Origin of the sequence: Filimonas lacunae, from assembly GCF_002355595.1 — a bacterium.
Taxonomy (GTDB): domain Bacteria; phylum Bacteroidota; class Bacteroidia; order Chitinophagales; family Chitinophagaceae; genus Filimonas; species Filimonas lacunae.
In genome coordinates, this window is record NZ_AP017422.1 from 584,462 (window position 1) to 610,038 (window position 25,577).

The 25,577-nt window shown below is 44.4% G+C and carries 16 protein-coding genes; 15 read left to right on the plus strand and 1 reads right to left on the minus strand.

Annotated elements, in window-relative coordinates; genetic code table 11:
• Positions 1-27 precede the first annotated feature (27 nt).
• The 13 genes from FLA_RS02445 to FLA_RS02505 all read left to right on the plus strand — a co-directional run bounded on the left by FLA_RS02445 (position 28) and on the right by FLA_RS02505 (position 20,411).
• Positions 28-381, plus strand: a complete 354-nt coding sequence (locus FLA_RS02445; protein WP_076381812.1) for an L-rhamnose mutarotase — start codon at positions 28-30, stop codon at positions 379-381.
• 17 nt (positions 382-398) lie between these two features.
• Positions 399-1,175 (plus strand): SDR family NAD(P)-dependent oxidoreductase, encoded by a 777-nt coding sequence (locus FLA_RS02450; protein ID WP_076381813.1) that lies wholly within the window; start codon positions 399-401, stop codon positions 1,173-1,175.
• A gap of 21 nt (positions 1,176-1,196) precedes the next feature.
• Positions 1,197-2,051 carry a fumarylacetoacetate hydrolase family protein gene (locus FLA_RS02455; protein ID WP_076381814.1) on the plus strand — a complete coding sequence of 285 codons (855 nt, stop codon included), beginning with the start codon at positions 1,197-1,199 and terminating at the stop codon, positions 2,049-2,051.
• A gap of 3 nt (positions 2,052-2,054) precedes the next feature.
• Entirely contained in the window at positions 2,055-2,906 is an 852-nt protein-coding gene (locus tag FLA_RS02460) for an amidohydrolase family protein (protein WP_076381815.1), read from the plus strand.
• A gap of 11 nt (positions 2,907-2,917) precedes the next feature.
• Complete coding sequence (locus FLA_RS02465) at positions 2,918-3,706, plus strand: L-fucose dehydrogenase (RefSeq protein ID WP_076381816.1); 789 nt, start codon at positions 2,918-2,920, stop codon at positions 3,704-3,706.
• 40 nt (positions 3,707-3,746) lie between these two features.
• Positions 3,747-4,760: a zinc-binding alcohol dehydrogenase family protein gene (locus FLA_RS02470; RefSeq protein ID WP_076381817.1), complete on the plus strand. Its 1,014-nt coding sequence runs from the start codon at positions 3,747-3,749 to the stop codon at positions 4,758-4,760.
• A gap of 418 nt (positions 4,761-5,178) precedes the next feature.
• The gene (locus FLA_RS02475; protein WP_076381818.1) at positions 5,179-7,398 is read left to right on the plus strand and encodes a fasciclin domain-containing protein; all 2,220 of its coding nucleotides are present in this window, start codon (positions 5,179-5,181) and stop codon (positions 7,396-7,398) included.
• A 21-nt stretch (positions 7,399-7,419) separates the two neighbouring features.
• On the plus strand, positions 7,420-10,710 hold the full coding sequence (locus tag FLA_RS02480; protein ID WP_231940380.1) for a SusC/RagA family TonB-linked outer membrane protein: 3,291 nt from the start codon (positions 7,420-7,422) through the stop codon (positions 10,708-10,710).
• Positions 10,711-10,728: 18 nt separating this feature from the next.
• Complete coding sequence (locus FLA_RS02485; protein WP_076381863.1) at positions 10,729-12,213, plus strand: RagB/SusD family nutrient uptake outer membrane protein; 1,485 nt, start codon at positions 10,729-10,731, stop codon at positions 12,211-12,213.
• Positions 12,214-12,228: 15 nt separating this feature from the next.
• A complete protein-coding gene (locus FLA_RS02490; protein ID WP_076381820.1) occupies positions 12,229-13,926 on the plus strand; it encodes a fasciclin domain-containing protein in 1,698 nt (565 codons plus the stop codon).
• 26 nt (positions 13,927-13,952) lie between these two features.
• Complete coding sequence (locus FLA_RS02495) at positions 13,953-15,395, plus strand: fasciclin domain-containing protein (RefSeq protein WP_076381821.1); 1,443 nt, start codon at positions 13,953-13,955, stop codon at positions 15,393-15,395.
• Positions 15,396-15,427: 32 nt separating this feature from the next.
• On the plus strand, positions 15,428-18,607 hold the full coding sequence (locus tag FLA_RS02500; RefSeq protein WP_084206474.1) for a SusC/RagA family TonB-linked outer membrane protein: 3,180 nt from the start codon (positions 15,428-15,430) through the stop codon (positions 18,605-18,607).
• Between the two features lie 25 nt (positions 18,608-18,632).
• Positions 18,633-20,411, plus strand: a complete 1,779-nt coding sequence (locus FLA_RS02505) for a RagB/SusD family nutrient uptake outer membrane protein (RefSeq protein ID WP_076381864.1) — start codon at positions 18,633-18,635, stop codon at positions 20,409-20,411.
• 95 nt (positions 20,412-20,506) lie between these two features.
• On the opposite strand, the gene FLA_RS02510 is transcribed toward FLA_RS02505, so the two are convergent.
• Entirely contained in the window at positions 20,507-21,541 is a 1,035-nt protein-coding gene (locus FLA_RS02510; RefSeq protein ID WP_076381823.1) for a LacI family DNA-binding transcriptional regulator, read from the minus strand.
• Positions 21,542-21,904: 363 nt separating this feature from the next.
• Between FLA_RS02510 and FLA_RS02515 the strand changes: the two genes are divergently transcribed.
• Together FLA_RS02515 and FLA_RS02520 are read left to right on the plus strand one after the other, a co-directional pair.
• A complete protein-coding gene (locus FLA_RS02515; protein ID WP_076381824.1) occupies positions 21,905-23,548 on the plus strand; it encodes a glycoside hydrolase family 28 protein in 1,644 nt (547 codons plus the stop codon).
• Between the two features lie 84 nt (positions 23,549-23,632).
• On the plus strand, positions 23,633-25,555 hold the full coding sequence (locus tag FLA_RS02520; protein ID WP_076381825.1) for a glycoside hydrolase family 88 protein: 1,923 nt from the start codon (positions 23,633-23,635) through the stop codon (positions 25,553-25,555).
• Positions 25,556-25,577: the final 22 nt, after the last annotated feature.

Below are 25,577 nucleotides of genomic sequence, written 5' to 3' on the forward strand. Positions count from 1 at the left end.
TGTTGCGGGTAGTATAAAACCTACGGTATGAATAATAAACGATGTTTTGCCCTGGACCTGGTAGATGATGTAAAGGCAATAGCGGAATACGAAGCCTATCATCAGCAGGTGTGGCCCGAAATACTGCAAAGTATTACGCAGGCAGGAATTACGGATATGGAAATTTACCGTGCAGGCAACCGGTTATTTATGATCATGACGGTAAGTGAAACGTTTGATGCCATAGAAAAAGCAGCGGCCGATGCAGCCAATGCTAAGGTGCAGGAGTGGGAAACCTTAATGGGCAAATATCAGCAGGCTATACCCGCTGCACTGCCCGGCGAAAAATGGACCCGGATGAACCGGATATTTTCACTGGCATCTCAATGGAAACAGAAGTAGTATAAAATACATGATATATGGCAGGCAGTATTTTTAGTTTGCAAAGCAAAACGGCGGTAGTTACAGGTGGTGGAAGCGGCATAGGCAAAGCAGTGGCTTTGTTATTTGCCCGTCAGGGTGCACACGTACACGTGCTGGACTTGAACGAAGAAAACGCTAACACCGTAGTACACGAAATACAACAGGCGGGTGGCCAGGCCACAGCGCATGTGGTAAACGTTGCCAGGCAGAAAGAAGTGGTAGCAGTATTTGAAAAAATAGCTACTCCCAACATCCTGGTAAACAGTGCGGGTGTATCGCATATAGGCAAGCTGGAAAATACGCCTGAAGAAGATTTTGACCGTATATACGAAGTGAACGTAAAAGGCACGTATAATTGTTTATACGCGGCTGTACCGTTAATGAAAAAAGCAGGTGGCGGCGCTATTTTAAATATGGCTTCTATTGCAGCTGTAGTAGGTATACCAGACAGGTTTGCTTATTCTATGAGCAAAGGCGCGGTATATGCTATGACGCTTTCACTGGCTAAAGATTATGTAAAAGAAGGTATCCGTTGCAATTCTATTTCTCCTGCCCGGGTGCATACACCATTTGTGGATGGGTTCCTGGCTAAAAACTATCCTGGTAAAGAGCAGGAGATGTTTGAAAAGCTGTCGCAAACACAACCGATAGGCCGTATGGCAAAGCCCGAAGAAATTGCCGGACTGATACTATACCTGTGTTCAGATGAAGCTTCCTTTATAACAGGTTGCGATTATCCTATTGACGGCGGATTTATTAAACTCAACAATTAAGCGGCGATAAAATAATATACCATGAAACTGATCAGATTTGGCGAACTGAATAAGGAAAAAGCAGGCGTGTTAATAGACGGTAAAGCCTATGATGTATCGGCTATAGGAGAAGATTATAACGAACAGTTTTTTGAAACCGGTGGTGTAAGCCGCTTACAGGCTTTTGTAGAAAGCAATAAAGGCAACCTGCCTGCAATAGCAGAAGGTACGCGTTTAGGCAGTCCTATTGCCCGTCCTTCCAAGCTGGTATGTATTGGTTTAAACTATGCGAACCATGCTAAGGAAACAGGCGCCGCTTTACCGCCTGAGCCGGTAGTGTTTATGAAGTCTACCACCGCACTGTGCGGACCTTTTGATAATATTATGATACCCCGCAATTCTGTAAAAACAGATTGGGAGGTAGAACTGGCAGTAGTAATAGGCAAGAAGGCTTCTTATGTAGAAGAAGCAGAAGCGTTGGATTATGTGGCTGGTTATGCTTTACACAACGATGTAAGCGAGCGCGAGTTTCAGTTAGAGCGTAATGGCACCTGGGATAAAGGGAAAGGTTGCGACACCTTTGCGCCTATAGGTCCCTGGCTGGTAACCAAAGATGAAGTGGCGGATGTAGATAACCTGCGTTTATGGTTAACGGTAAACGATAAAAAGATGCAGGATGGCAACACGTCCGATTTCATCTTTAAAATACCTTTCCTGGTTTCTTATGTAAGCCAGTTTATGACATTGCTGCCAGGTGATGTTATTTCAACCGGTACTCCGGCAGGTGTTGGCCTGGGTATGAACCCACAGGTGTACCTGAAAGCAGGTGATGTGGTAACGCTGGGTATTGATGGATTAGGCGAAGCTACACAACATGTAATAGCCTGGAAAAAATAGTATATGTCAGTAGCTACACCTATACCGCGAATTGATGCCCACCAGCATTTCTGGCAGTTTGATCCTGTGCGCGACAGCTGGATAACCGATGATATGTCGGTGATTCAGCGCGACTTTTTTGCAGAACATCTGGCCCCTGTGCTGGAAGCCAACGGGTTTGATGGCAGTGTGCTGGTACAGGCCGATCAGTCTGAAGCACAGAATCATTTTATGTTGCAACAGGCCAACGGCCATCCTTTTATTAAAGGCATTGTGGGGTGGGTGGATTTGCAGGCTGCTGCTATTGCAGACAGGCTGGCTTACTTTAGCCATTACCCGCTGATAAAGGGTTTCAGACATGTGCTGCAGGGCGAAACTGACAGGCAACTGATGTTAAAGCCGGCTTTTATGCATGGCATCAGTCAATTGCAACAGTATGGCTTTACATACGATGTTCTGATTTTTCCCGATCAGCTGCCTTATATACCGGAGCTGGCTAAGGCATTTCCTCAGCAGAAATTAGTGATAGATCATATAGCAAAACCTTACATTAAAAAGGGCGACATTGCGCAGTGGAAGAAAGATATGAAGCTGCTGGCGCAATGTCCCAATGTATGGTGCAAAGTATCCGGTATGGTAACAGAAGCCGATTGGGCTAATTGGAAAGAAGAAGACTTCCGCCCTTACCTGGATGTAGTTACCGAAGCCTTTGGCATGGAAAGGCTCATGTACGGATCGGACTGGCCCGTTTGCCAGGTAGCTGGTTCGTACGAAAAAATGTTGTCGATTGTACAGCATTACTATGCTTCTTTTTCACAACAGGAGCAGGCGTTATTTTTTGGGTTAAACGCCACCCGTTTTTATCAACTTGCTTAAACGAACGCGCCATGGATTTGCAGTTAACAAACAAAGTAATTATAGTAAGCGGTGGAGCTAAAGGCATTGGGGAAGGCATTGTAAAAGTGCTGGCCGCCGAAGGTGCTATACCGGTAATTGTGGGTAGAAACGAAAGTGATAATAAGGTGGTGCAGCAGGCGGTAGAAGCTGCGGGCGGCAAAGCCTTTCAGGTAGCTGCTGAGCTGAGCAACCCCGCTGAATGCGAAAAAGTGATAGAAGCGGTAAAAGCAGCATTTGGCCGCATTGATGGGCTGGTGAACAATGCCGGTGTAAACGATGGGGTAGGGTTGGAGCATGGTAACTACGAACGTTTTATGGCCAGCCTGCACAAGAATGTAGTACACTACTATTTACTGGCGCATTTTGCTTTACCTGAACTGAAAAAATCGAAAGGTGCTATTGTAAATATTACTTCCAAAACAGCCGAAACAGGCCAGGGCAATACTTCGGCTTATGCAGCAGCCAATGGCGGTCGTAATGCTTTAACGCGCGAATGGGCAGTAGAGCTGTTGAAATATGGTATTCGTGTAAACGCGGTAGTAGTAGCAGAATGCTGGACACCTGCCTATGCTACCTGGATTAAAACACTGGATAATCCCGAAGAAAAATTACACGAGATCAATAGCAAAATTCCTTTGGAAAACCGCATGACCACAGCAGAAGAGCTGGCCAATACCACGGCCTTTTTGTTGTCGCCACGGTCAAGCCACACCACCGGCCAGTTAATTCATGTAGATGGTGGTTATGTGCATTTAGACAGGGCACTGGCTAATGCATAATAAAAATAATTCTCTATTACTTACTCTATAGCTTGTTACAATGAAAGCGCTTGTTTGTACTACCCCGGGTAGTTTTGAATATAAGGAAATGGATATGCCTGTGCCGGAACCCGGCCATGTATTGCTGCGTATCAAACGTGTAGGTATTTGTGGTACCGATTTGCATGCGTTTGAAGGTACACAGCCTTATTTTGAATACCCGCGTATATTGGGGCACGAGCTGGCAGCAGATATTGCTGATGTCAATGGTGCTGCCGGTTTGGTAGCAGGCGATAAGGTTACCTTAATCCCTTACTTTAACTGCGGTCATTGCATTGCCTGCCGCAGAGGCAAGCCCAACTGCTGCACCAGTATAAAGGTATGCGGTGTGCATGTAGATGGGGGCATGCGTGAATACCTGAATGTGCCGGCAGCTTCTTTAATACAGGGTGGTGGTTTGTCGTACGATGAACTGGCACTGGTAGAACCTTTAGCGATAGGCGCACATGGTGTAAGAAGGGCAGGGGTTGAACCTGGTGAATTTGTGCTGGTAATAGGTGCAGGTCCAATAGGGCTGGGTATTGCAGAGTTTGCACGTATAGCCGGGGCTCATGTAATAGTAATGGATATTAACGAACAACGTTTACAGTTTTGTAAAGACAAGCTGGGTATACAACACGTGGTGCAGGCCAATGCACCGGATGTTACTGCACAGTTACAACAAATAACACATGGCGATATGCCTACCGTGGTAATAGATGCCACTGGTAGCTTAAAGGCCATCAACAATGCTTTTCAATATATGGCACACGGTGCCAGGTATGTGCTGGTAGGTTTGCAAAAAGGGGAGATCAGTTTTAGCCATCCTGAATTTCACAAACGCGAAGCCACTTTAATGAGCAGCCGCAATGCCACCCGTGCCGATTTTAACCACGTGATTACCAGTATGAAAAATGGCCTGGTAAATCCTGCAACCTATATTACTCATAGAGTTACGTTTTCACAAACCGCTTCTGAATTTAAAAACTGGATGAATCCCGCCAACGGGGTTATCAAAGCTATGGTGGAATTTTAAACATTTCCTCCATAAAAGCAGGATACAGCAGGACAGTTGATGGGTTAATCTAGCTATCTTTACCGCGTCAAGGAAATGTTAAAAGAATTGACGAGGATGTAACCGATTGCTGATTTTCCGACAAGACGATTTTTATTAACTGCTTTTTCAACTGTTTTAGCTGTATGAAACCGAAGCCATTCTATCCCGTAAAGCCACCTGGTATTATTGCATCGCGTAAGCGAACTCATTTATCTTTTCTATTTACACATTGCGGTATGTATTGTTAATGCTGTAAACCGGTAACTGCTGGTTTATACATTGCTATACCCATAGGTGAATAGAATTGTTGTGCGAAGTGCAGAGGGTATGCTCATACCGTCCTGGTAATGTATTGTAAACACTCATCAAAATAACCCAACCTCACACTGTTTGTATTATGAACAGATTCCTTAAACGCTTGCTATTTCTGTCTGCATTGCTGTGCCTGATGGTGAACTGTCGAAAAAAGACATGGGACGATTTTTACGAACGTCCCGACTCACTGGAATCCCCTATTTACCAGGTGTTGCAGTCAAAAGGTAATTTTAATCATATGCTTTCCTGCATTGATAAAGCAGGATATAAAAGCACATTAAGTTCGGCGGGGTACTGGACTTTGTTTGCGCCAACAGATGAAGCCTTCCAAACTTATTTTACCACCAGTGGCATTTCCGGTGTGGATAAAATGGATTCTGCAACAGCACGCCAGATAGTGCGTTACTGTTTGATATACAATTCTTTTAATCAAAGTAACCTGGATGATTACCAGGCGCCTACCGGCTGGCAGGCAGATATTGCTTTTCGTCGCAGAACGGCTTACTACGATTTGTTTGATACCGTAAATGTAGCTGGCAACAGAATGGTAACTATTGCTGCCAATAGAAATGGTTATTATCTGTCATCAGATAATAACAATAAGTATATCACTTATTTCACTACTCCTTATTTCACTTATGCTGGTTTAACAGCGAAAGACTATAATTATTTCTATCCCAATACCACCTTTACAGGCCTGAATGTAATGGACGCCACTATTACGGGGGCAGATATTGCCGCAGAAAATGGAACTATACATATAGTGGATAAGGTGCTGATTACACAGCCGAGTATTGATAAATACCTGGCTGCCAAAACAGAGTACAGTGTATTCAGAAACCTGATGGAACGTTTCCTGGTAAACTATACGGTGAATGCCGATGCTACCGACAGGTATAATGTATTGTATGGCAGTGCTGATAAAGTATATGCAAAGTTGTTTAGTGGCAGTCTCGCCTTTTCGCCCAACAACGAAAACTATCTGAAACAACAGGATAATGATGGCCAGGCCAACTGCTGGACGCTTTTTGCGCCTAAGAATGAACCGCTGGTTGATTATTTAAAAAGCGTGATACTGGAACATTACAATAATGATACAGCCAACCTGCGTTTGTTGCCTACACAAATCATCACCGATTTTGTAAACGCGCATATGTTTCAAACACCGGTATGGCCTACTAAGTTTTCCGGAGCATCCAGCTTCCTGAACGAAGATGCCCGCTTTGATGCTTCTGCTGATATTATTGACAAGAAAATTTTAAGTAACGGATTTTTTTACGGAACCAGCAAGGTGCAAAACTCCGATCTTTTTTCAACGGTGTATGCACGTCCTTACCTCGATCCTAAATATACTTTAATGACGAGGTTGCTGAACGAAGAGCTGAAATCACTAATCACGAATAGAAACATGCGTTACACCGTGTTTATGATGAGCGACAAGGTATTGAACGAGCTGGGTTTTGACTATAGCACACAAACCAGCAGCTGGGTATGTAATAACCTGGCATCACTGGGTTATTCCGATCCTAAAGGTGCTTTACTGCGCATACTCAACATGAGCATAGTGCCTAAAGCAAGAGAAGAATTAACAAGTGTTGCCGGCAGCGGTATAGCAGAAGGATATGGCGGGGAAATGATACGCTATAACAACGGGCAGGTATTTGCCGCAGGTAACATTGATAGCAGCCGCTTTGTGAATGTGGTAGGCTCTAAAGTAATGACCAATGGTACTGTGTTTTATACCGATGGCCTGCTTTATTTCAGTACCAAACCTGTAGGCAAGCGGATAGCGGACCTGGCAACGGATGCGAGTTCACCTTATTATAATTTTTATCAGTATTTACAAAACTCTACACTGTTTACACCTGCCACCTATGCTATCAGTGGTGTTGCGTTAGGCTTTATAGGTAGCTTTTTAATTCCTGACAACGCGGCTATTGTGGCAGCGGTGAATGCTGGCTTACTTCCCGGAACAGGAACAGCGCCTAACAAAGTGCCCAATTTTGCGCCAACAGATGCTACTGAAAAAGACATGGTTGCCAAGTTTATACAGTATCACATTATTAAGAAAGCGGTAATAGCGAACGGTACCAATAATGCAGAAACAGGCGAATCGTTATACAGATCATTACTTACAGATAAGGTTGGTTATGTTTCTATACAGGATCCGGGAGGAGATGCCAACCTGTATTTCAAGGATGATAATGGCCGCAGTGCCGCTATTAACCCAGCTTACAGCTATATCCTGGCCGACAGGATGGTGATCCATTCCTTATCAAACTATCTACAATATTCTAATTGATAATACAGGTAAATGATATATATGTTGAAAAGAATTGTTCCTGTTATCTATACACTGCTGCTACTGTGCTGCTTTATGCCTGTGCAACGGATATATGCGCAGAATGCGGCCGAGCCCATAACCCTGGTACGTGGAAAGGTAATTAATGCAAAAGATAAAACGCCTATTGATGGCGCACTGGTGGCCGAAATTGATAAAGACGACCGGATTATTAAAGGCGTAACTACCGATTTGGAAGGTAACTATGCTTTAAAAGTATCTAACCCTAAAAACAGGATCTCGGTAGCATTCATTGGCTACAAATCGGAGGTTTCGTCAATAGGCGGTAAGGCGGTACACAACTTCCAGTTAACGCATTCCGGTAAAGACATGGATGAGGTAATTGTGGTAGCGGATAAAAAGAATAACAATGGTATGATGTCGATATCCGACAAATACCGTACTACAGCTGCGGCATCTATCAGCGCCAAAGAAATGGAAGAGATGCAGGCCAGCTCTATTGATCAGGCTTTGCAGGGAAGGTTACCAGGTGTGGACATTACAGCAGCTTCCGGTGACCCTGGTGCGGCTATGTCTATTAAAATACGTGGTACGGCTTCTATTAACTCTAACGATAACCCGTTGATTGTAGTAGATGGTATGCCTTACGAAACATCAGTGCCTTCTGACTTTAACTTTGGTACGGCTGATGAACAAGGCTACGCGTCGTTACTGAATATTGCACCTTCGGATATTAAAGATATTACCGTGCTGAAAGATGCGGCCGCTACTGCGGTATGGGGTTCGCAGGCAGCCAGCGGGGTGTTAATCATCAATACCAAGCGTGGTGCAATGGGCAGTCCTTCTCTTACTTATACCATGAAGGCGTCCCTCACTTTTGCGCCAAAGGCTATTCCCATGTTAAATGGCGATCAGTATTCTACCCTGATGCCCGAAATGGTGATGAACCGTAACGGATCACCGTTGAACACGCAAACACAAAAAGAATTTTCTTACGATCCTACCGATCCTTACTGGTATTATAATTACAGCAATAACACGAACTGGGTAGAAGCTATTACCCGCATGGGCTATGTACAGGATCATAACCTGTCTATGTCAGGTGGTGGACAAAAAGCAAAGTATTATGCTTCGGTAGGTTACTATGATTATAAAGGTATTACCATTGGAACGGGCTTAACCCGGATGAATGCGCGTATTAACCTCGATTATAACGTATCTGACCGCATCCGCTTCCGTTCCGATTTATCTTATACCCATAGCAATACGGCACGTAACTATGTAAATAACACAGATGGCTCTGATGGTATCCGTAACATCGCTTACCTGAAAATGCCCAACATGTCTATTTACGAGTATGATAAATACGGCAACCTTACGCCTAACTATTTATCGCCTGTAGCTAATACGCAAGGCTATTATCCAGGCACCTACAACCCGTTGGCGATGGCAGAAACGGCTATTAACAAAATTATAGGTGAACGTATAGTGCCCCACTTTAATCTGCAATACGACATCAAGCCTAAAAGGCTGATGCTGGTGTCAGATGTGCAGTTTGATATTAATAATACCAAAAACAATACGTTTTTACCACAGGAAGCAACCGGACGCCCTTGGATAGAAACTACGGTAAACCGCGCATACGATGGGGATGGCGATGCATTTAGCGTGCAAACCAAAACCTCGTTAAGCTATACACCGGAGCTTTCAGAAGATCATTCCGCCTCGTTCTTTACTTCTTTAATGACGAGTGATTATAAATATGTATCGCACCAGTCGCAAACAGCCAATATCGCTTCTTCTGTAACGCAGGATCCTTCTGTGCCGGGCCGTACTTCCGGAACAGGTCTGGCTATTGGCTCCAGCCAAACACAAACACGTACAGTAGGCTTGTTGTTTAGCGGTCAGTACGATTATAAAAAGCGTTATATCATCAATGGTAGTATCAGGGGCGATGGTAACTCCCGTTTTGGTCCTAACCACCGCTACGGTTTGTTCCCGGCAGTGTCTACCCGTTGGAGGGCAGCTGACGAACCGTTTCTGGCAAAAGCACATGCTAAATGGATGGATGACTTTAGTGTGCGTGCAAGCTACGGCCATAGCGGACGGGCGCCTAAATATGATTATACTTTTTACAATACCTATAGCTCTTATAACTTTACCTACCTGGGGCAATCGGCTGTGTTCCCTTCTGCCATGCGCCTGAACGATCTGCGTTGGGAAGTGAATAAAGGCTTGAACCTTGGCTTTAACCTGTCGATGTTTCAGCGCAGAATAATGGTTGATCTGGATTTTTACCGCAACCGTATTTCTGACATGTTCTACAGCGATTTACAAATACCTACTTATTCCGGGTTTAATACCGTGGATATGAACGTAGGTACGATGGATAACCAGGGATGGGAGTTAGGTTTAACGGCAACAGTGATCAGGAAAAAGGATATTACCCTGGACCTGAATTTCAACATATCCCACAACGATAACGTCATCCGCGAAATTTCAGAATTCTACCCTAAAGAAAGCGGTAGTGTTACTGCCAACGGTTCTTATAAATCGATATTACAGGTAGGTAACCCGTTTGGTTCTTTCTATGGTTATCGCTACAAAGGTGTGTATAAAGACAAAGCTTCTACCATTGCAAGAGACAAAGGTGGAAAGCCGATTGTGGGTCCTAATGGCCAAACGGTATACATGCGCTTTAACTATCCTTCAACGGATTATGTGTTCCAGCCGGGCGATGCTATGTATGAAGATGTTAACCACGATGGTACTATTAACTATATGGATGTGGTGTATCTGGGTAATGGTAACCCTAAGTTCAGTGGCGGTTTTGGTGCAACGCTTACATTAAAGCGCAACCTCAAAATAACGGCCTTCTTTAACTACCGTATGGGTGCTGACGTAATTAACAGCACTAAAATGACCACCACCAACATGTATGGCTACAGCAACCAAAGTACTGCTACCTTAAGAAGGTGGAGGAAAGAAGGGGATGTTACCGATATGCCACGTGCTTTATACGCTTCCGGCTACAACTGGCTGGGTAGCGACCGGTATGTGGAAGATGCGTCTTTTGTGCGTTTACGCACAGTAACTGCCAGGTATACACTGCCACAGGATATAGTAAGTAAGCTGCATCTGAAAGCGTTAAGCGCTTACATCACGGCAGAAAACCTGCTCACTTTCACCAGATACACAGGGCAAGATCCTGAGGTAACGCTGAAAGGCAGTGATCCTTTCCGTGTGGCTACCGATTACAGTATGACGCCGCCACCCATGATTTTTACATTTGGTTTAACCACTACATTCTAAATGGTAAATAAGAAGGAAATGAATTTGAAATATATATATAGAAGTTTACTGGTGCTGTTGTTTACTGCTGCTTTGGGTGGCTGTAACAAATGGCTGGAGTTAAAGCCGGTAGATGGTATTGTGGGAGAGAACTACTGGAAAACAAAAGAGCAGTTATCGGCAGCCGTAACAGGTATTTATGCCTCTATGATAGGCTTACCCGATGGAGTTTCTGATAAATTACTGTCAGAGTATCTTTTTATGTGGGGTGAGTTAAGGGCCGATATGGTTATTCCCACAGGTACTGCCAGTAACGACGATAACGACATTTATAATGTAAACCTGCTGCCTACCAGCACCACGGTAAAATGGGCCAGCGTATACCGCACTATTAACTATTGCAATACGGTAATAGAGCTGGGGCCTGGTGTGCTGGAGCAAGATCCTACGCTTACCCAGGATCAGCTGAATGCGAACCTTTCAGAAGCCTATGCCATCAGAGCGCTGATGTATTTTTACCTGGCGCGCAGCTTTGGCGATGTGCCTTTGCAGCTGAAAGCGGTTACCAGCGATGATAATGTGGAGCAACTGGCCAAAAGCAAACAATCTGAGATACTGGACCAGGTAGTAGCCGATCTTACCAAAGCCGAACCTATGGCAGTAACTACTTATGGCACTAAAGCGTATGATAAAGGCCGTGTTACTAAGTACACGATCAATGCCATACAGGCCGATGTGTATTTGTGGATGGAGAAATACACCGAATCGGTAACTGCCTGTGATAAGATCATTAATGCAGGACAGTTTGGTTTATTGTCATCAGGAAGCATGTATTACCTGTTTGCAGGCGGAGGTAATTCCAATGAAGCCATTTTTGAGTTTCAATATGATGCGCAGGCTCAAAACCCTTTCTATAATCTCTTTAGCAATACTACCCGCCGCTACCAGGTAGCCCCACGGGTAATAGATGAAATATACACCGTAGATTATGTAAATGAAGATAGTGTAGACGTAAGGGGGTACTATGCGGTACAATCCAATAACAACGGCATCAGAAAATATGCGTGGGACGCTACTTCTGCTGCCTCGTTCAACCACTGGATTATCTATCGCTATGCCGATGTGCTGCTGATGAAAGCAGAAGCATTAAACCAGCTGGATAAAGGACAGGATGCACTGGATATTGTATATCAGATTAGAAGACGCGCGCATGCACTGGAGCAAACAGATCTAAGCCCGGCTCCGGATGATAAGGATGGCGTGGCTGATTTTATACTGGAAGAGCGTGCCCGGGAGTTTTCATTTGAAGGAAAACGGTGGTATGATTTACTGCGCAATGCTAAAAGAGATAATTACAGGCGTTTGCAGGCGGTGCTGTTAACCATGGTGATTAATACGGTATCTCCCGACAGGCAGCAGTCGGCCATCAATAAGTATAAAGACTTTAACAGCCATTATTTCCCGATATATTACTACGAGCTGCAAACCGATAAAAAACTTGTACAAAACCCATTCTATCAATAACACTAAAACTTGCGTATGAAAGCGATTGCCAATATCATTAAAGTAGCCTTACTGCTGGTAGCAGTAATCGGCTGGTTTTCCTGCAAGAAGATTAATATAGTAACCACCACTACAGAAGATGTAAACCTGGTGGGATATATGGAAAGATATCCGGACACTTATTCCAACTTTTTGAAAGTATTGGATAAGGCCCAAACCACTTCTTACTTAAATGCTTATGGTGCCTATACCTTATTTGCACCTAACAACGCTGCAGTAGATGCCTATATGAAAACACTGGGCAAAACCTCTGCAAGTGATTTAACAGAAGAAGAAGCAAAGAAGCTGGTGAAATACCACCTGCTGGAAGATACCATTCCTTCTACATCGTTCACCGATGGTAAACTGCCGGTACCTACTATGTATGGCGAATACCTGGTAATGGGTGTGGTAAATACTGATGGTGTTTCTAAGTATGTAGTAAACCGTACTTCGGTGGTGCTTACGCCAGATACCCGCGTGGCGAATGGTATATTGCACACTGTTGATCATATGCTGGTACCCAGCACTAAATCGCTGGCACAACTGCTGGAAGAAAACAGCGATTACAGCATATTTACACAAGCCCTGAAAGCTACCGGTTACTACGATACTTTAAGCTCGTTGAAGTATATCAATGATACCACACCGCGCTGGCTTTCGGTAATGGCGCAGAAGAATGCTGTTTTTCAGGCTGCTGGTATCAGCAGTTTTGATGCCTTGAAAGCAAAGTACTCCAACACGGGCAATCCATTGCTGGCTTCCGATAGCCTGCATTTGTATATGGCTTATCACATTCTGGATGGTTTAAAATATGTAGCCGACCTGGTTTCTTCTCCCTCTCACAATACGCTGGCTCCACAGGAGGTATTGCTTATTACCCTGAGAGGCGATACTGTTCGTATTAACGAAGAAACCATGGCTGGCGTTTTTGAAAAAGGAATTGATGTAAACCGTACCACCAGTGATGTGTCGGCCACCAATGGTGTGTTGAACGATCTGGCAGGTAATATTTATATTAAAGTGCGCTATCCCACACCGGTTTATTGGGATCTGGCAGATCAGCCAGAGATCAGGAAATTAACTTCTGTATTCCGTAAAACAGGTGCCAGTCAGGATTTTAACGTGGGTGATCTGGCAGATGTAACCTGGGATGAAGCCACTATCAAATACGTATGTTCTGCCTCTGATGGCAAAAACTGTTACTATTATAACGACCTGTTCAGTATTCCATCTTTAAGAACCAGCTCAGCAAGTAAAACCATTAACTGGATACAATTTAAATCGCCTATCATTATTAAGGGCAAGTATAAAGTCTGGATTTGCTGGAGAAGTGGTGGTGGTACCGCCACAAAGCCAGGCGGGGGCTACCTTACCCAAACTTATATCGATGGTGTGCTGATGCCACGACTGGTAACCTTTGGCGATTACCGTTATGGTCAGAATCTTACAGATGATGAAATTCATGCGCAAGGCTGGAAACGTTATTCTGCTACCGCTGCTTTCAATAACAACGTTATGTGTAGCAAGCTGATTGGTACTATTGACATTACCAACACAGGAAGGCATATAGTAAAATTTGTGCCAACAGGTGATGCGGCCGGTGCGGTTACTATTGACATGATCCATTTTATACCAGAGAATATGAACCAATACTCGCCCACTTTTGCGATAGATGGCACAATGGTATACTAATTCAAATGATGATATAACAGAATAAAATGTTGAGGAACATAAAAATAAGTTTTGCTGCCGTATTGCTGCTGGCTATGGGATGTACGCGTAAATGGGAAGACCATGATGCCAAGGCAGTATATGTAGATAATAACCTTTTTCAGCAGGTAACGGCCAATGCAGAACTAAGTACGTTTGCGGGCTATTTAAAGCAAACAGGATATGCCGATACCCTAAGCCTTTCTAAAAACTTTACCGTATGGGCACCTACCAATAATGCTTTAAAAAACCTGGATACAGCCATTGTAAACAATGCTGCCAATTTAAAGCAGTTTGTAGCGCACCATATAGCTACGCAAAGCTGGTTTATTGCCAGCGTGCGCGATAGCGCTAAGCGTGTTGCGTTGCTGGATGGTAAATATGCCTGGTTTAGCCCGGATGCGTTTGAGAATGCTACAATAACCCTGTTCGACAGGGTAGCAGCTAACGGAGTGTTGCATGCTATTACAGCCAGTGCAGCGCCTGTAGGCAACTGCTGGAATTACATTGACTCGTTAAGCAGGCAAGGTAACATAATGGCCGCCTATCTGTTTACCAAAACCTTTAAAGTACGTGATTTAACCAACGCAGTGCAGGTGGGGGTAAATCCGGAAACAGGCGAAGCCATTTATAAAGAAGGTACTGATTCGGTTATCCTTAACCGTTTTACCAATAGCGTATATGACGTAAATAAAGAAGAGAAAGAATATACGGTGTTTGTGCTGGCTAACACACCCTTTGGCACAGAAACCGACCGGCTTGCGCCTTTTAACACAGCTACTACAGCCGACAGTACAAAAGATTTGTCGCAGTGGTGCGTGGTAAAAGACCTGGCGGTAGAAGGTGCTTATGCACCAGATCAACTGCCGGATAGTATCACTGCGAAAACAGGGGTACGTGTGGCGGTGAACAAATCGGCCATAGTAGCTACCTATCATACGAGCAATGGATATGTATATGTAATGAACGAAATGGCGGTAAGCCTTACCAGCAAAATTCCTGAACAGATTATACAGGGCGAATCTTACCTGGGTGTTGGTGGTGGTGCGGCCAGTATGTTTATCCGTCAGCAATACGACTCGCTGAATGGCGGCAAGTTTACCGACCTGTTTGCTTATAAACCCAATGTTAACAAGTTTAACGTTATTTACCGGGCGCCTGAAATTTATACCACTACGTATAAAGTATACTGGCGTGCAGTAAACAGCACCACCTTGCTGGCCAACCCTTATAACCAGAAGCTGGCTATGGACTCCGCCAACTCTGCCACGTTTGCTTACACCGCTATTACACCTAATAATTATAACGAGGTGTACCTGGGCGAATATAAGCGAACACAGTATAGAAACGGTATGGTGTATATGTTTCTGGTAAGTGCTGATGTAACTATTACTTCTACCACGTTAAATGCCTTGTTGCTGGATTATATAAGGCTGGTACCTGTTCGATAGGAAATTATTAAAGTATTGTATTAATTATAAACATGCAGTTACATAAACATATAGTAAAACGTATATTCCTCTTCCTCGCTATAGCTGGATGTTGCATGCAAAAAGGAGCGGCACAGCAGCCAACAGTAAAGGTGGTAAAAGACAGTGTGGTGGTAAGCCGTGCATCAGGCACCGTGTCCGATGCAGCTACCGGTAAGCCACTGGCGGGTGTGAATATATCTGTACCAGGCTTTTCAGCCGCTATTACCGACGAAAAAGGAAAGTTCAGTATTAAAATTCCTGCTAAAGATGTTACCCTGTTTATCAGCAGCGATGGCTTTCAAAAAAGGCAGGTGCCTTTAAGGGGCGATTCGGTGGTAAATGTGCGCATCTACGATGAATCGTTCGATTCTTATTATGCTACTTCTGCATTACCTGCCGGTAGCCGTTCCCGTAACGAAGTGTCTGCACCTGCGGCTTACGTAAGTCCCGGTGGAGCCTGGGCACGTAATCAGGAAACGCCTGATAACCTGCTGCAGGGTATTGCCAGCGGTTTAAGAACTGTGCGCAAATCCGGCACACCCGGCATGGGGGCTTCTATGTTCCTGCGTGGCATTTCCTCCCTGTATACTACCAATATGCCTTTGATAGTGGTGGATGGAATTATTTTTGAAACCAGGGATTTTGGAGGTTCATTGATTTCAGGCTACGAGCACAACGCATTGCAATGGCTGGATGTGCAGGATATTGATGATATCTCTATTATTAAAGATGGCACTTCTACCTATGGTACCAAGGGCGCCAATGGTGTTATTTATATTACTACTTCAAGGGCTACCGAAAAAGCAACACGTATTGATGTAGGTTTATATACCGGCGTAAACTTTGCGCCTAAGAACTTACCGGTAATGAATGCGCAGCAGTACAGGCCTTACCTGGCAGATGTGCTGCAATCGCAGGGACTGAGCCAGCAGGAAATTGCCAGCCAGCCTTACATGACAGATGATGTGAACAGCACGCAATATGCCCGTTACCATTATAATACCGATTGGCAAAAACAGGTATTCGATAACAGTGCATCCAATAACGCGTTTTTGAAAATCAGTGGTGGTGATAACATTGCTTCTTATGGCCTGTCAATGAACTATGCCCGTAACGAAGGTGTGATTAAAGAAACGGATTTCTCCCGTTTGGGCACCCGTTTCAATGCCGATTTAAATTTAACCAAACGTCTTACTGCCAATAGTAACCTGTCTTTTACCTATACGCAACAAAAGCTGCGTCATACAGGAATCTCTCCTAAACTCAATCCTATATTCAATGCCCTGGTAAAATCGCCCTTTATGGCGGTAAACGACATCAGCGATAAAGGTGCTGTATCGCCCAACCTGGCCGATGTAGATACTTTAGGATATGGTAACCCGGCAAGCCTGGTGCAAAAGATCATTGCCAAAAACAGTAGCTACCGTTTTGTGGGATCGTTACAGTTCAATTACCTGGTAAACAACCGCTTTACCATCAGCACCCGTTTTGGTGTTACCAATGATAAAATAAGGGAAAATACATTTGTACCCAGCAAAGGCATTGTACATGATACTTTGCAATCGGCTATTGCTTACAACCGCTCAGGTAGTAATGTAAAACGCCTGCTGGCTGTATTTAGCGATACCTGGGTGCAGTATAAAGAAACTTTCAAAAGAAAGCATGTGATAAGTGCGCAGGCAGGTGTTCGTTATCAGCAACAGTCTTTTGAACAGGACTATGCGCTGGGTTATAACTCTGCCACCGATGAGCTGATTAACATTGGTTATGGTGCAGCTGCCTTACGGGAAGTAGGGGGCGATAAAGCCAGGAACAGGTGGCTGAATACGTATATCAATGGCGATTACGCTTATGATAACCGCTTTTTTGTAACAGCAGGCCTTACCGCAGATGGATCGTCCCGTTTTGGACATGATATTCCCGGTGCATTTACTTTCAATGGCAACAACTATGCGGTGTTACCGTATGTGGCCGCGGCCTGGCAAATTTCGTCAGAGCAGTTTATGCGCTCACTGCCTATTGTTAGCCTGTTAAAAGTACGTGCGGCTTATAGCCTGTCAGGTAATGACGATATAGGCGATTACACTGCCCGTCAGTATTATGTATCACAAAACCTGTATGGTATGCAGGGGCTGGTAAGAGGTAATGTTGCTAACCCGCATTTACAATGGGAAAGCCATAAAAAATTAAACCTGGGTGTGGATGTAGGTGTGTGGGACGATCGCATTCGTGTGAGTGCAGATGTATTCCATAACACAACGCGCAATATGCTGGTGATAGAAGATGCCAATGTAGCTGTTGGGGTAGATAAGCTGTACAGCAACAGTGGCAGCTTGCAAAACAATGGTGTGGAGTTAAACATAGATACACGTATCATTAACCAGCGCGATTTAAAGTGGGATCTGGGCGTGGGCATTGCTGCTTATCGCAACAAGATCACCAGCCTGCCTAAATCACGTATCATCACTTCTTTTGCCGGTGGCGAAATTATCACTGCGCCAGGCCAGGCAGCTAACCTGTTCTATGGTTATAAAACCAGAGGTGTATATGTTACCCAGGCGGCGGCAGTGGCAGAAGGGTATACTACCAACCGTCCGGATGGCTCACAGGGCTCTTTTGGCGGCGGCGATATGATGTTCACCGATGTAAATGGAGATAAAGCTATTGATGAGAAGGATAAGCAGGTAATTGGTAATCCTAACCCTGACTACACCGGCAATATCAATACGGTACTTACCTGGAAACGCTTTTCACTGAATGCCCTGTTTACTTTCAGCAAAGGCAATGACGTATATAACTATACACGTGCCAAACTGGAATCCGGTGCCGATTACAGCAACCAGTTAGTAAGCATGTTGAACAGGTGGAAAACAGAAGGCCAGTTAACCAACATGCCTAAAGCCACTTACGGCGATCCTTTAGGCAACAGCCGTTTCTCTGACCGTTGGATAGAAGATGGTTCTTATTTCCGTTTAAGAACGATATCTCTAAGCTATAACCTGAAGTTGAAGCCCGGATTTTTAAGATATGTGACCGTATATGCAGCAGCCAACAATTTATTAACTATTACCAAATACCTGGGTTACGATCCTGAATTCAGCGTTACTAATTCACCGCTGGGACAGGGTGTTGACATGGGATTGCAGCCGCAATTCAAATCAGCACAGGCAGGTGTAAAAATTGGTTTATAAACAGGATGCGCTTTAATATATGAATATGAACAAACTAACGATAGATAGAATAAAGATATTAATGCTGCTGCCCGTGGTAGCCTTGCTGGCAGCTTCCTGTAAAAAAATGTTTGATGTAAAGCCGGAACAGGTGGTAGATCAAACCCAGATGTACAGGAACGTGAACGATGCCGATGCGGCTATATTGGGATTGTATGGTAAACTGATGAACCTGGCTAAACAGCATGTGGTGTTAAACGAACTGCGTGCCGATTTAATGGATGTTACTGATAACGCCAATGACGCGCTAAAGCAGGTAACCCTTAACAACGTAGCGTCAAATAACACCTATGCCGATCCGCGTGCTTACTACCAGGTGATACTGAACTGTAATGATGTGATCAAGAATTTTCAGATCATGGTAGCGAATAAAAAGTTTACCCGCGATGAATTCAACCAACGCTATGGCGATGTGGTAGCATTGCGTTCGTGGGTATACCTGCAGGCAGGTATACAATATGGTACCGTTCCTTATGTAACCAGTGCTTTGGAAACCATTGATGACGTAAAAGATGAAAGTAAGTTTCCACGCCTGAGCCTGGATAAGCTTATTGATACGCTTATTAAAGTAACGGACTCTATTCCTTATAAAGATGTGTATGTAACTGGTTCGAGCCTGGTAACTACCATTGATGGCTATAACACAGGTAAATTCTTTATTAATAAAAAATGCCTGTTGGGCGATTTATACCTGTGGCGTTCTGCTTTTACCAAGTCTGATATAGATGCAAGACTGGCTGCGGGTTATTACAAGCAGGTAATGGAAACCGGTGGTAACGGCGATTATGATACCTATCGCATCAAATGGTCGGAAGTAACCACCAATAATGATATTGCGGTAGGTTACTGGAACGATGGTCGTGTAAACCAGTATAGCGAGAATATGCTGGTGGATGATAACGACTATGGCTGGAGATCTATTTTTGCCAGGGGACAGGATGCATTGTATAACACGGAATGGATTTGGATGTTGTATTTCAATGCCAGCTTTAGCCCTGAAAATCCTTTTATCGATCTGTTCTCCAACCGTGGTGGCAGCTACCTGGTAAAGCCTTCACAGGCTGCCATAGATGGCTGGGATGCACAGGTGCAATCAGATAATAACTTTCCTTACGATGCCCGTAAAAGGCTAACGTATAAAACCCTGGATGGCCAGCCTGTAATTATGAAGTACCTGTATAATTATGTGGATGAAACCACCTACCTGCCTACTTCTTTACTCAACAAACCCGGCAAATGGTTTTTGTATCGTGCTGCCCAACTGCATTTGCATTATGCAGAAGCTGCTAACAGGGATGGCCGGCATAAAATTGCTTATGCGCTGGTGAATAACGGGCTTTCTTACAATTTTGACAACAGCCCTGGTGCAGGCACCAAGCGCGATGTTACCAACACGCAACAAACCTTCGATCCGGAAACTGCTTACCAGTTCGATGCCCGTTATGGCGATAACCCTACCTTCCGCGCACCCTGGCACAGAAACGTAGGAATCAGGGGCCGGGCGCATTTAAAAGCGTTGCCGGTGAATGGTGCTGATAGCACTACGCTTATTGAAAATATGATTGTAGACGAATCTGGCCTGGAGCTGGCATATGAAGGCAGCCGTTGGGCCGATCTGTTGCGCATAGCTATACGTAGAAACGAGCCTGCTTTTGTGGCAGATAAAGTATATAATAAACTGGTGAAGGATGGTAATGGCAGTGCTGCTGCTACCCGTGCGCGTTTATTAGCCAAAGATTGGTTTTTGCCTTTCAAATGGGAATAAAAATGGCGGTTTAAACCTGCCACAATGATATTAATCTAAGTTTTTTTGTTTGTATGTTATATTAGGTAAGAAAACCCTGCTTGTTTAAGTGGGGTTTATTTTTTTCTTATAGAAGATTCGCGAATGAATAATTCGGCAGGCAATACGGTATGCTCAAAGTCTTTTACCGGACGCTTCGCTTCTATTAACTGCAATAACATTTCAGTAGCCTGGCGGCCAATTTCAAAGGCCGGTTGCTTTACAATAGTTAAAGGTGGACTTAACAGTTCGGTGAGGTCTGAATTGCTAAAGCCTACCAGGGCAATATCATCTGGTACGGTAATGCCATTTTTGTGCAGGTAGCGCAAACAGTTGGTGGTGAGTTTATCGGCGCTGGCAACTATGGCATCGGGTTTTTGCGGCTGGGCAAATAAATCGTCCAGCGCAGTTTGCACCTCCTGCTCCAGCATACCACCGTGGGTGCAATGTTTTACCAGGCGCTCGTCGTAGGCAATGCCCTTGTCGGCCAGTGCGCTTCTGTAGCCGCTTAAACGTTCCTGGGTAATGGTCATATAATCAGCCGCAGCCAGGTTGGCAATACGGCGGTAACCGTTTTCAATCAGGTGCGTGGTAGCTGCATAAGCGCCCGACGCATTGTTGGTTGTTACTTTATGGGTGGCTATTTCGTGTACAATACGATCAAAAAATACAATCGGCAAGCCCTGGGCGTGCAGTTTTTTCAGGTGGTCGAAGTTTTGGGTTTCGGCCGAAACGGAAATCAGCAACCCGTCAATAGAGCGGGAAGCCATGTGGCTTACATCCAGCACCTCCCGTTCAAACGATTCGTGGCTTTGGGAGATGGTAACATTATAGCCCTGGTCGTAGGCAATGGATTCTATACCATTTATAATCTGCGAGAAAAAGCTGTTGGCAATTTCGCACACAATTACGCCAATACTCCGGCTCCTCTTTTCCTTCAGGCTAAGAGCGATGGGGTTGGGTCTGTAGTTGATACTGGTGGCATACTCTTTTACCAGCTTTTTAGTGTCCTCACTAATCTCATAACTGTCACGTAATGCCCTTGACACGGTAGAAGTTGATAAACCCAGCGCTTTGGCAATATCCTTAATGGTAACCGCTTCAAATTTCATATCGAACAAACAGGTATAAAGAAGTTTAGTCAGGTCCTGAACACGGCTTAAAGATAAGGGAATTGGATGACTAGTTGTATTTGGTTGATTTTCAATGAATAATATATCAAACCCCTTTCGGGATCGATTGCGGTAACGTTTGCACAAATAAATTGATTTATAACTGGATATGTTCAGGAATATATGCCTACACTTGCCCTTTCTAAAGCGCTTGTCATGGAATATCTGAATGGTGCGGTGATGGGACAAACATTAAATACGTGTTCAAGGTTTACTGGTTTTAGAATAAAGTGGTTGTTATTGGAAAGCATGGCTACACGGGTTCGTCCTGTGTAGCTTTTTGTTTATGTAAAAACGATTGTAATGAATTTAAAAGGTTATTGCGTAGTCACATTGTTAGCAGGCGTGTTGTGTAATACAACTATGCAGGCTCAGCCCTTACCTAAAGTAAAGCAGGTATCATTCAGAAAAGACACATTTAACATTACGCGTTACGGCGCCAAACCCGATGGCGTTACTTTAAACACCCAGGCCATTAACGGCGCTATTGATGCGTGCAGTAAAAAAGGCGGTGGGGTAGTAGTGGTGCCCGGTGGCTTTTGGTTAACGGGGCCTATTGTACTTAAAAACAACGTAAACCTGCACCTGCAGGCCAATGCGCTGGTACAGTTTACCAAAGATTTTTCGCAATATCCTTTAGTAAAAGGCAATTGGGAAGGACTGGATCAAATGCGTAACCAATCGCCTTTAAGCGCTGATAACCAGCAGAACATTGCCATTACCGGTGCTGGTATCATTGATGGCGGTGGCGATGCCTGGCGCCAGGTGAAAAAAGACAAGTTAACCGACACACAGTGGAAAAAACTGGTGGCCTCTGGTGGCGTTGTAAGCGAAGACAATAGAATATGGTATCCTTCAGAACAGAACCAGAAGGCTTCTAAAATGAAGAACCCCGGTGAAATCACTGCCGATAAAACGCCGGAATTTTACCAAAGCATTAAAGACTTTTTACGTCCCAACCTGTTGGTGTTCACCAATTGTAAAACCATATTACTGGAAGGTGTAACCTTTCAAAATTCACCGGCCTGGAATCTGCACCCCTTAATGTGCCAGGATTTAACATTACGTAATGTGTATGTTAAAAACCCGTGGTATGCACAAAACGGGGATGGTATTGACCTGGAATCGTGCAAAAATGTGTTAATAGAAGGCAGCACCTTTGATGTGGGCGACGATGGCATTTGTATTAAATCGGGCCGTGACGAAGCAGGCCGTAAACGCGGTATGCCCACCGAGAATGTAATTGTACGCAATTGTGCTGTGTATCATGCACACGGTGGCTTTGTAATAGGTAGCGAAATGAGCGGCGGAGCCCGTAACATATATGTATCTGATTGTTCTTTCATCGGCACTGATATTGGCCTGCGTTTTAAAACTACCCGTGGCCGTGGTGGTGTGGTAGAGAACATTTATTGCAGCAACATTGTGATGAAAGATATTCCTGGTGAAGCCATCCTGTTTGATATGTACTATGCAGCACAGGACCCCGTGCCTTTGGCAGGTGAAAAACGCGATGCACCTAAAGTACAATTATTACCCGTTACAGAAGCTACGCCCGTGTTCCGCGGCTTTTACATAAAAGATGTGGTATGCGATGGCGCTTCCAAGGCCATTTTTATAAGGGGGTTGCCGGAAATGAATATTAGCGATATTTACCTGTCGAATTTAGTGTTGAAAGCAGAGAAAGGTATTGATATTCAGGAAGCAAAGAACATTAACATGAAAGGCGTGCAGTTGATAGCCGACAAAACCACCCCGTTAATCAGCATTAATAATGGCAACAAAATTAACCTTGCCAATATTACCTATAACAAGGCCGATGTGCTGGTAAATGTAAGTGGGGCTAACGCCGGTGGCATTACCATTACAGGTACCGACACCAATAAAGCTGCTAAAAAGCTGGAATTGGGAGAAGGTGTGGCAGCGAACGTAATTAATATTCAATAACAGGTTAAATAAGGTTACCGGATGGATAAACGGGGGGAGTGCGATTTGTGAAAGAAGGTGGACATTTGGAAATTGAAACGTATTATGAAAAAGAACTTCGTTAAGATTGCTTTTGCCATTGCAGCATTACCACTTACGGGAGTAAGTGCCCAATCGCTTTCAGAAAAGCTGGCTGCTACTGTAATGAGTACCTGGAAGGACTCTATGGGTACTACACCTGGAAAACAAGTAAAATGGTCGTATGACCAGGGGGTTATACTGGAAGGTATCGATGCCATCTGGGAACGTACTGCCGACAAGAAATACTTCGATTACATTAAAAGAAGTATGGACCATTACATTGATGCCGATGGCAACATCAACACCTACAAGCAGGAAGATTACAACATTGATAATGTAAAGAATGGCCGCTCGCTGTTAACCCTGTACAAGGTAACCGGCAAGCAAAACTACCTGAAAGCCGCTACCACTTTATGGCAACAGCTGCAAAGCCAGCCGCGCACCAAGGAAGGTGGCTTCTGGCACAAGAAGATCTATCCTAACCAGATGTGGCTGGATGGTTTGTACATGGGTGAGCCTTTTTACACGGAGTACGCCGCTTTAATCAACGACGAAAAAGCATTTGACGATATCGCCAACCAGTTTATCTGGATGGAAAACCACGCCCGTGATGCCAAAACAGGGTTACTGTATCATGGCTGGGACGAATCTAAACAAGAGCAATGGGCTAACAAAACCACCGGTCTTTCTCCCAACTTCTGGGGCAGGGCTATGGGCTGGTATGCGATGGCCTTGGTAGATGTGCTGGATTATTTTCCGGTGAACCATCCTAAGCGTGCCGCATTGTTAGCCATCCTGGGCCGTACCGCCGCTGCTATACAAAAGCACCAGGAAGCTTCTTCCGGTTTATGGTACCAGGTGCTGGATAAGCCACAGGGCAAAGGCAACTACCACGAGTCATCTGCCGCCTGTATGTTTGTATATGCTATTGCCAAAGGCGTGCGTAAAGAATACTTACCTGCCAGCTTCTTCAAAGTAGCACAGCAAGGTTATGCAGGTATTAAAAAAGAATTTATAGAGCCTAACGATAGTGGCTGGGTAAACCTGAAAAGCACGGTAGCCGTAGCTGGTTTAGGTGGCAAACCTTACCGCGATGGCAGCTATGAATATTACTTAAAAGAAAAAGTAATTACCAACGATGCTAAAGGCATGGGTGCGTTTTTACTGGCCAGCAGCGAAATGGAAATAGCGGCTATGCCTAAACCCGGCAAAGGCAAAACCGTAACACTGGATTCTTACTTCAACAACGAATTTTATAAAGAGCCGGCTACCGGTCAGATGGCTTCTTTTCACTACAAATGGGAAGAGCGTGATAACAACGGTTTCTGGTTTTTCAGGGAAGCGTTTAACTATGCAGGTGCTAAAACCAACACCCTGTACGAAGCGCCTACTGCCGCCAATTTAAAGAAAAGCGATGTATACATTATAGTGGATGCCGACACCGAAAAAGAAACGGCGAAGCCTAATTATATGGATGAAACATCGGTGAAAAATATTGCAGAGTGGGTAAAAGCAGGTGGTGTGTTAGTATTGCTGGCAAACGATGCAGGCAATGCGGAGCTGAAAAAATTCACTACCCTGTCTGATGTATTTGGTATTCACTTCAATGAAGACAGCCGTAATAAAGTTACCGGCCAGCAGTTTGAAATGGGGGCATTAACTATCCCCGCAGGCAACCCGGTTTTCGCTACTACACGCAAAGTGTATATCAAAGAAATTTCTACATTACAGTTAAGCGGTAGTGCCAAAGCCAATTTAACGGATGGTAAAAACGTATTGATTGCTACGGCTAAATATGGCAAGGGTACTGTGTTTGCAGTAGGCGATCCATGGTTTTATAACGAATATACAGATGGCAGAAAACTGCCGGCAGAATATCAGAACTACCAGGCTGCCAAAGACCTGGTAAAATGGGCATTAACACAAACAAAGAACAAAAACAATTAGTCAACTTCATAAGCAATTTTTA

Bases quoted from the DNA above. Each gene is read 5' to 3' on its own strand.
- FLA_RS02445 (WP_076381812.1), top strand. From the start codon at position 28: ATGAATAATAAACGATGTTTTGCCCTGGACCTGGTAGATGATGTAAAG.
- FLA_RS02450 (WP_076381813.1), top strand. From the start codon at position 399: ATGGCAGGCAGTATTTTTAGTTTGCAAAGCAAAACGGCGGTAGTTACA.
- FLA_RS02455 (WP_076381814.1), top strand. From the start codon at position 1,197: ATGAAACTGATCAGATTTGGCGAACTGAATAAGGAAAAAGCAGGCGTG.
- FLA_RS02460 (WP_076381815.1), top strand. From the start codon at position 2,055: ATGTCAGTAGCTACACCTATACCGCGAATTGATGCCCACCAGCATTTC.
- FLA_RS02465 (WP_076381816.1), top strand. From the start codon at position 2,918: ATGGATTTGCAGTTAACAAACAAAGTAATTATAGTAAGCGGTGGAGCT.
- FLA_RS02470 (WP_076381817.1), top strand. From the start codon at position 3,747: ATGAAAGCGCTTGTTTGTACTACCCCGGGTAGTTTTGAATATAAGGAA.
- FLA_RS02475 (WP_076381818.1), top strand. From the start codon at position 5,179: ATGAACAGATTCCTTAAACGCTTGCTATTTCTGTCTGCATTGCTGTGC.
- FLA_RS02480 (WP_231940380.1), top strand. From the start codon at position 7,420: ATGTTGAAAAGAATTGTTCCTGTTATCTATACACTGCTGCTACTGTGC.
- FLA_RS02485 (WP_076381863.1), top strand. From the start codon at position 10,729: ATGAATTTGAAATATATATATAGAAGTTTACTGGTGCTGTTGTTTACT.
- FLA_RS02490 (WP_076381820.1), top strand. From the start codon at position 12,229: ATGAAAGCGATTGCCAATATCATTAAAGTAGCCTTACTGCTGGTAGCA.
- FLA_RS02495 (WP_076381821.1), top strand. From the start codon at position 13,953: ATGTTGAGGAACATAAAAATAAGTTTTGCTGCCGTATTGCTGCTGGCT.
- FLA_RS02500 (WP_084206474.1), top strand. From the start codon at position 15,428: ATGCAGTTACATAAACATATAGTAAAACGTATATTCCTCTTCCTCGCT.
- FLA_RS02505 (WP_076381864.1), top strand. From the start codon at position 18,633: ATGAACAAACTAACGATAGATAGAATAAAGATATTAATGCTGCTGCCC.
- FLA_RS02510 (WP_076381823.1), bottom strand. From the start codon at position 21,541: ATGAAATTTGAAGCGGTTACCATTAAGGATATTGCCAAAGCGCTGGGT.
- FLA_RS02515 (WP_076381824.1), top strand. From the start codon at position 21,905: ATGAATTTAAAAGGTTATTGCGTAGTCACATTGTTAGCAGGCGTGTTG.
- FLA_RS02520 (WP_076381825.1), top strand. From the start codon at position 23,633: ATGAAAAAGAACTTCGTTAAGATTGCTTTTGCCATTGCAGCATTACCA.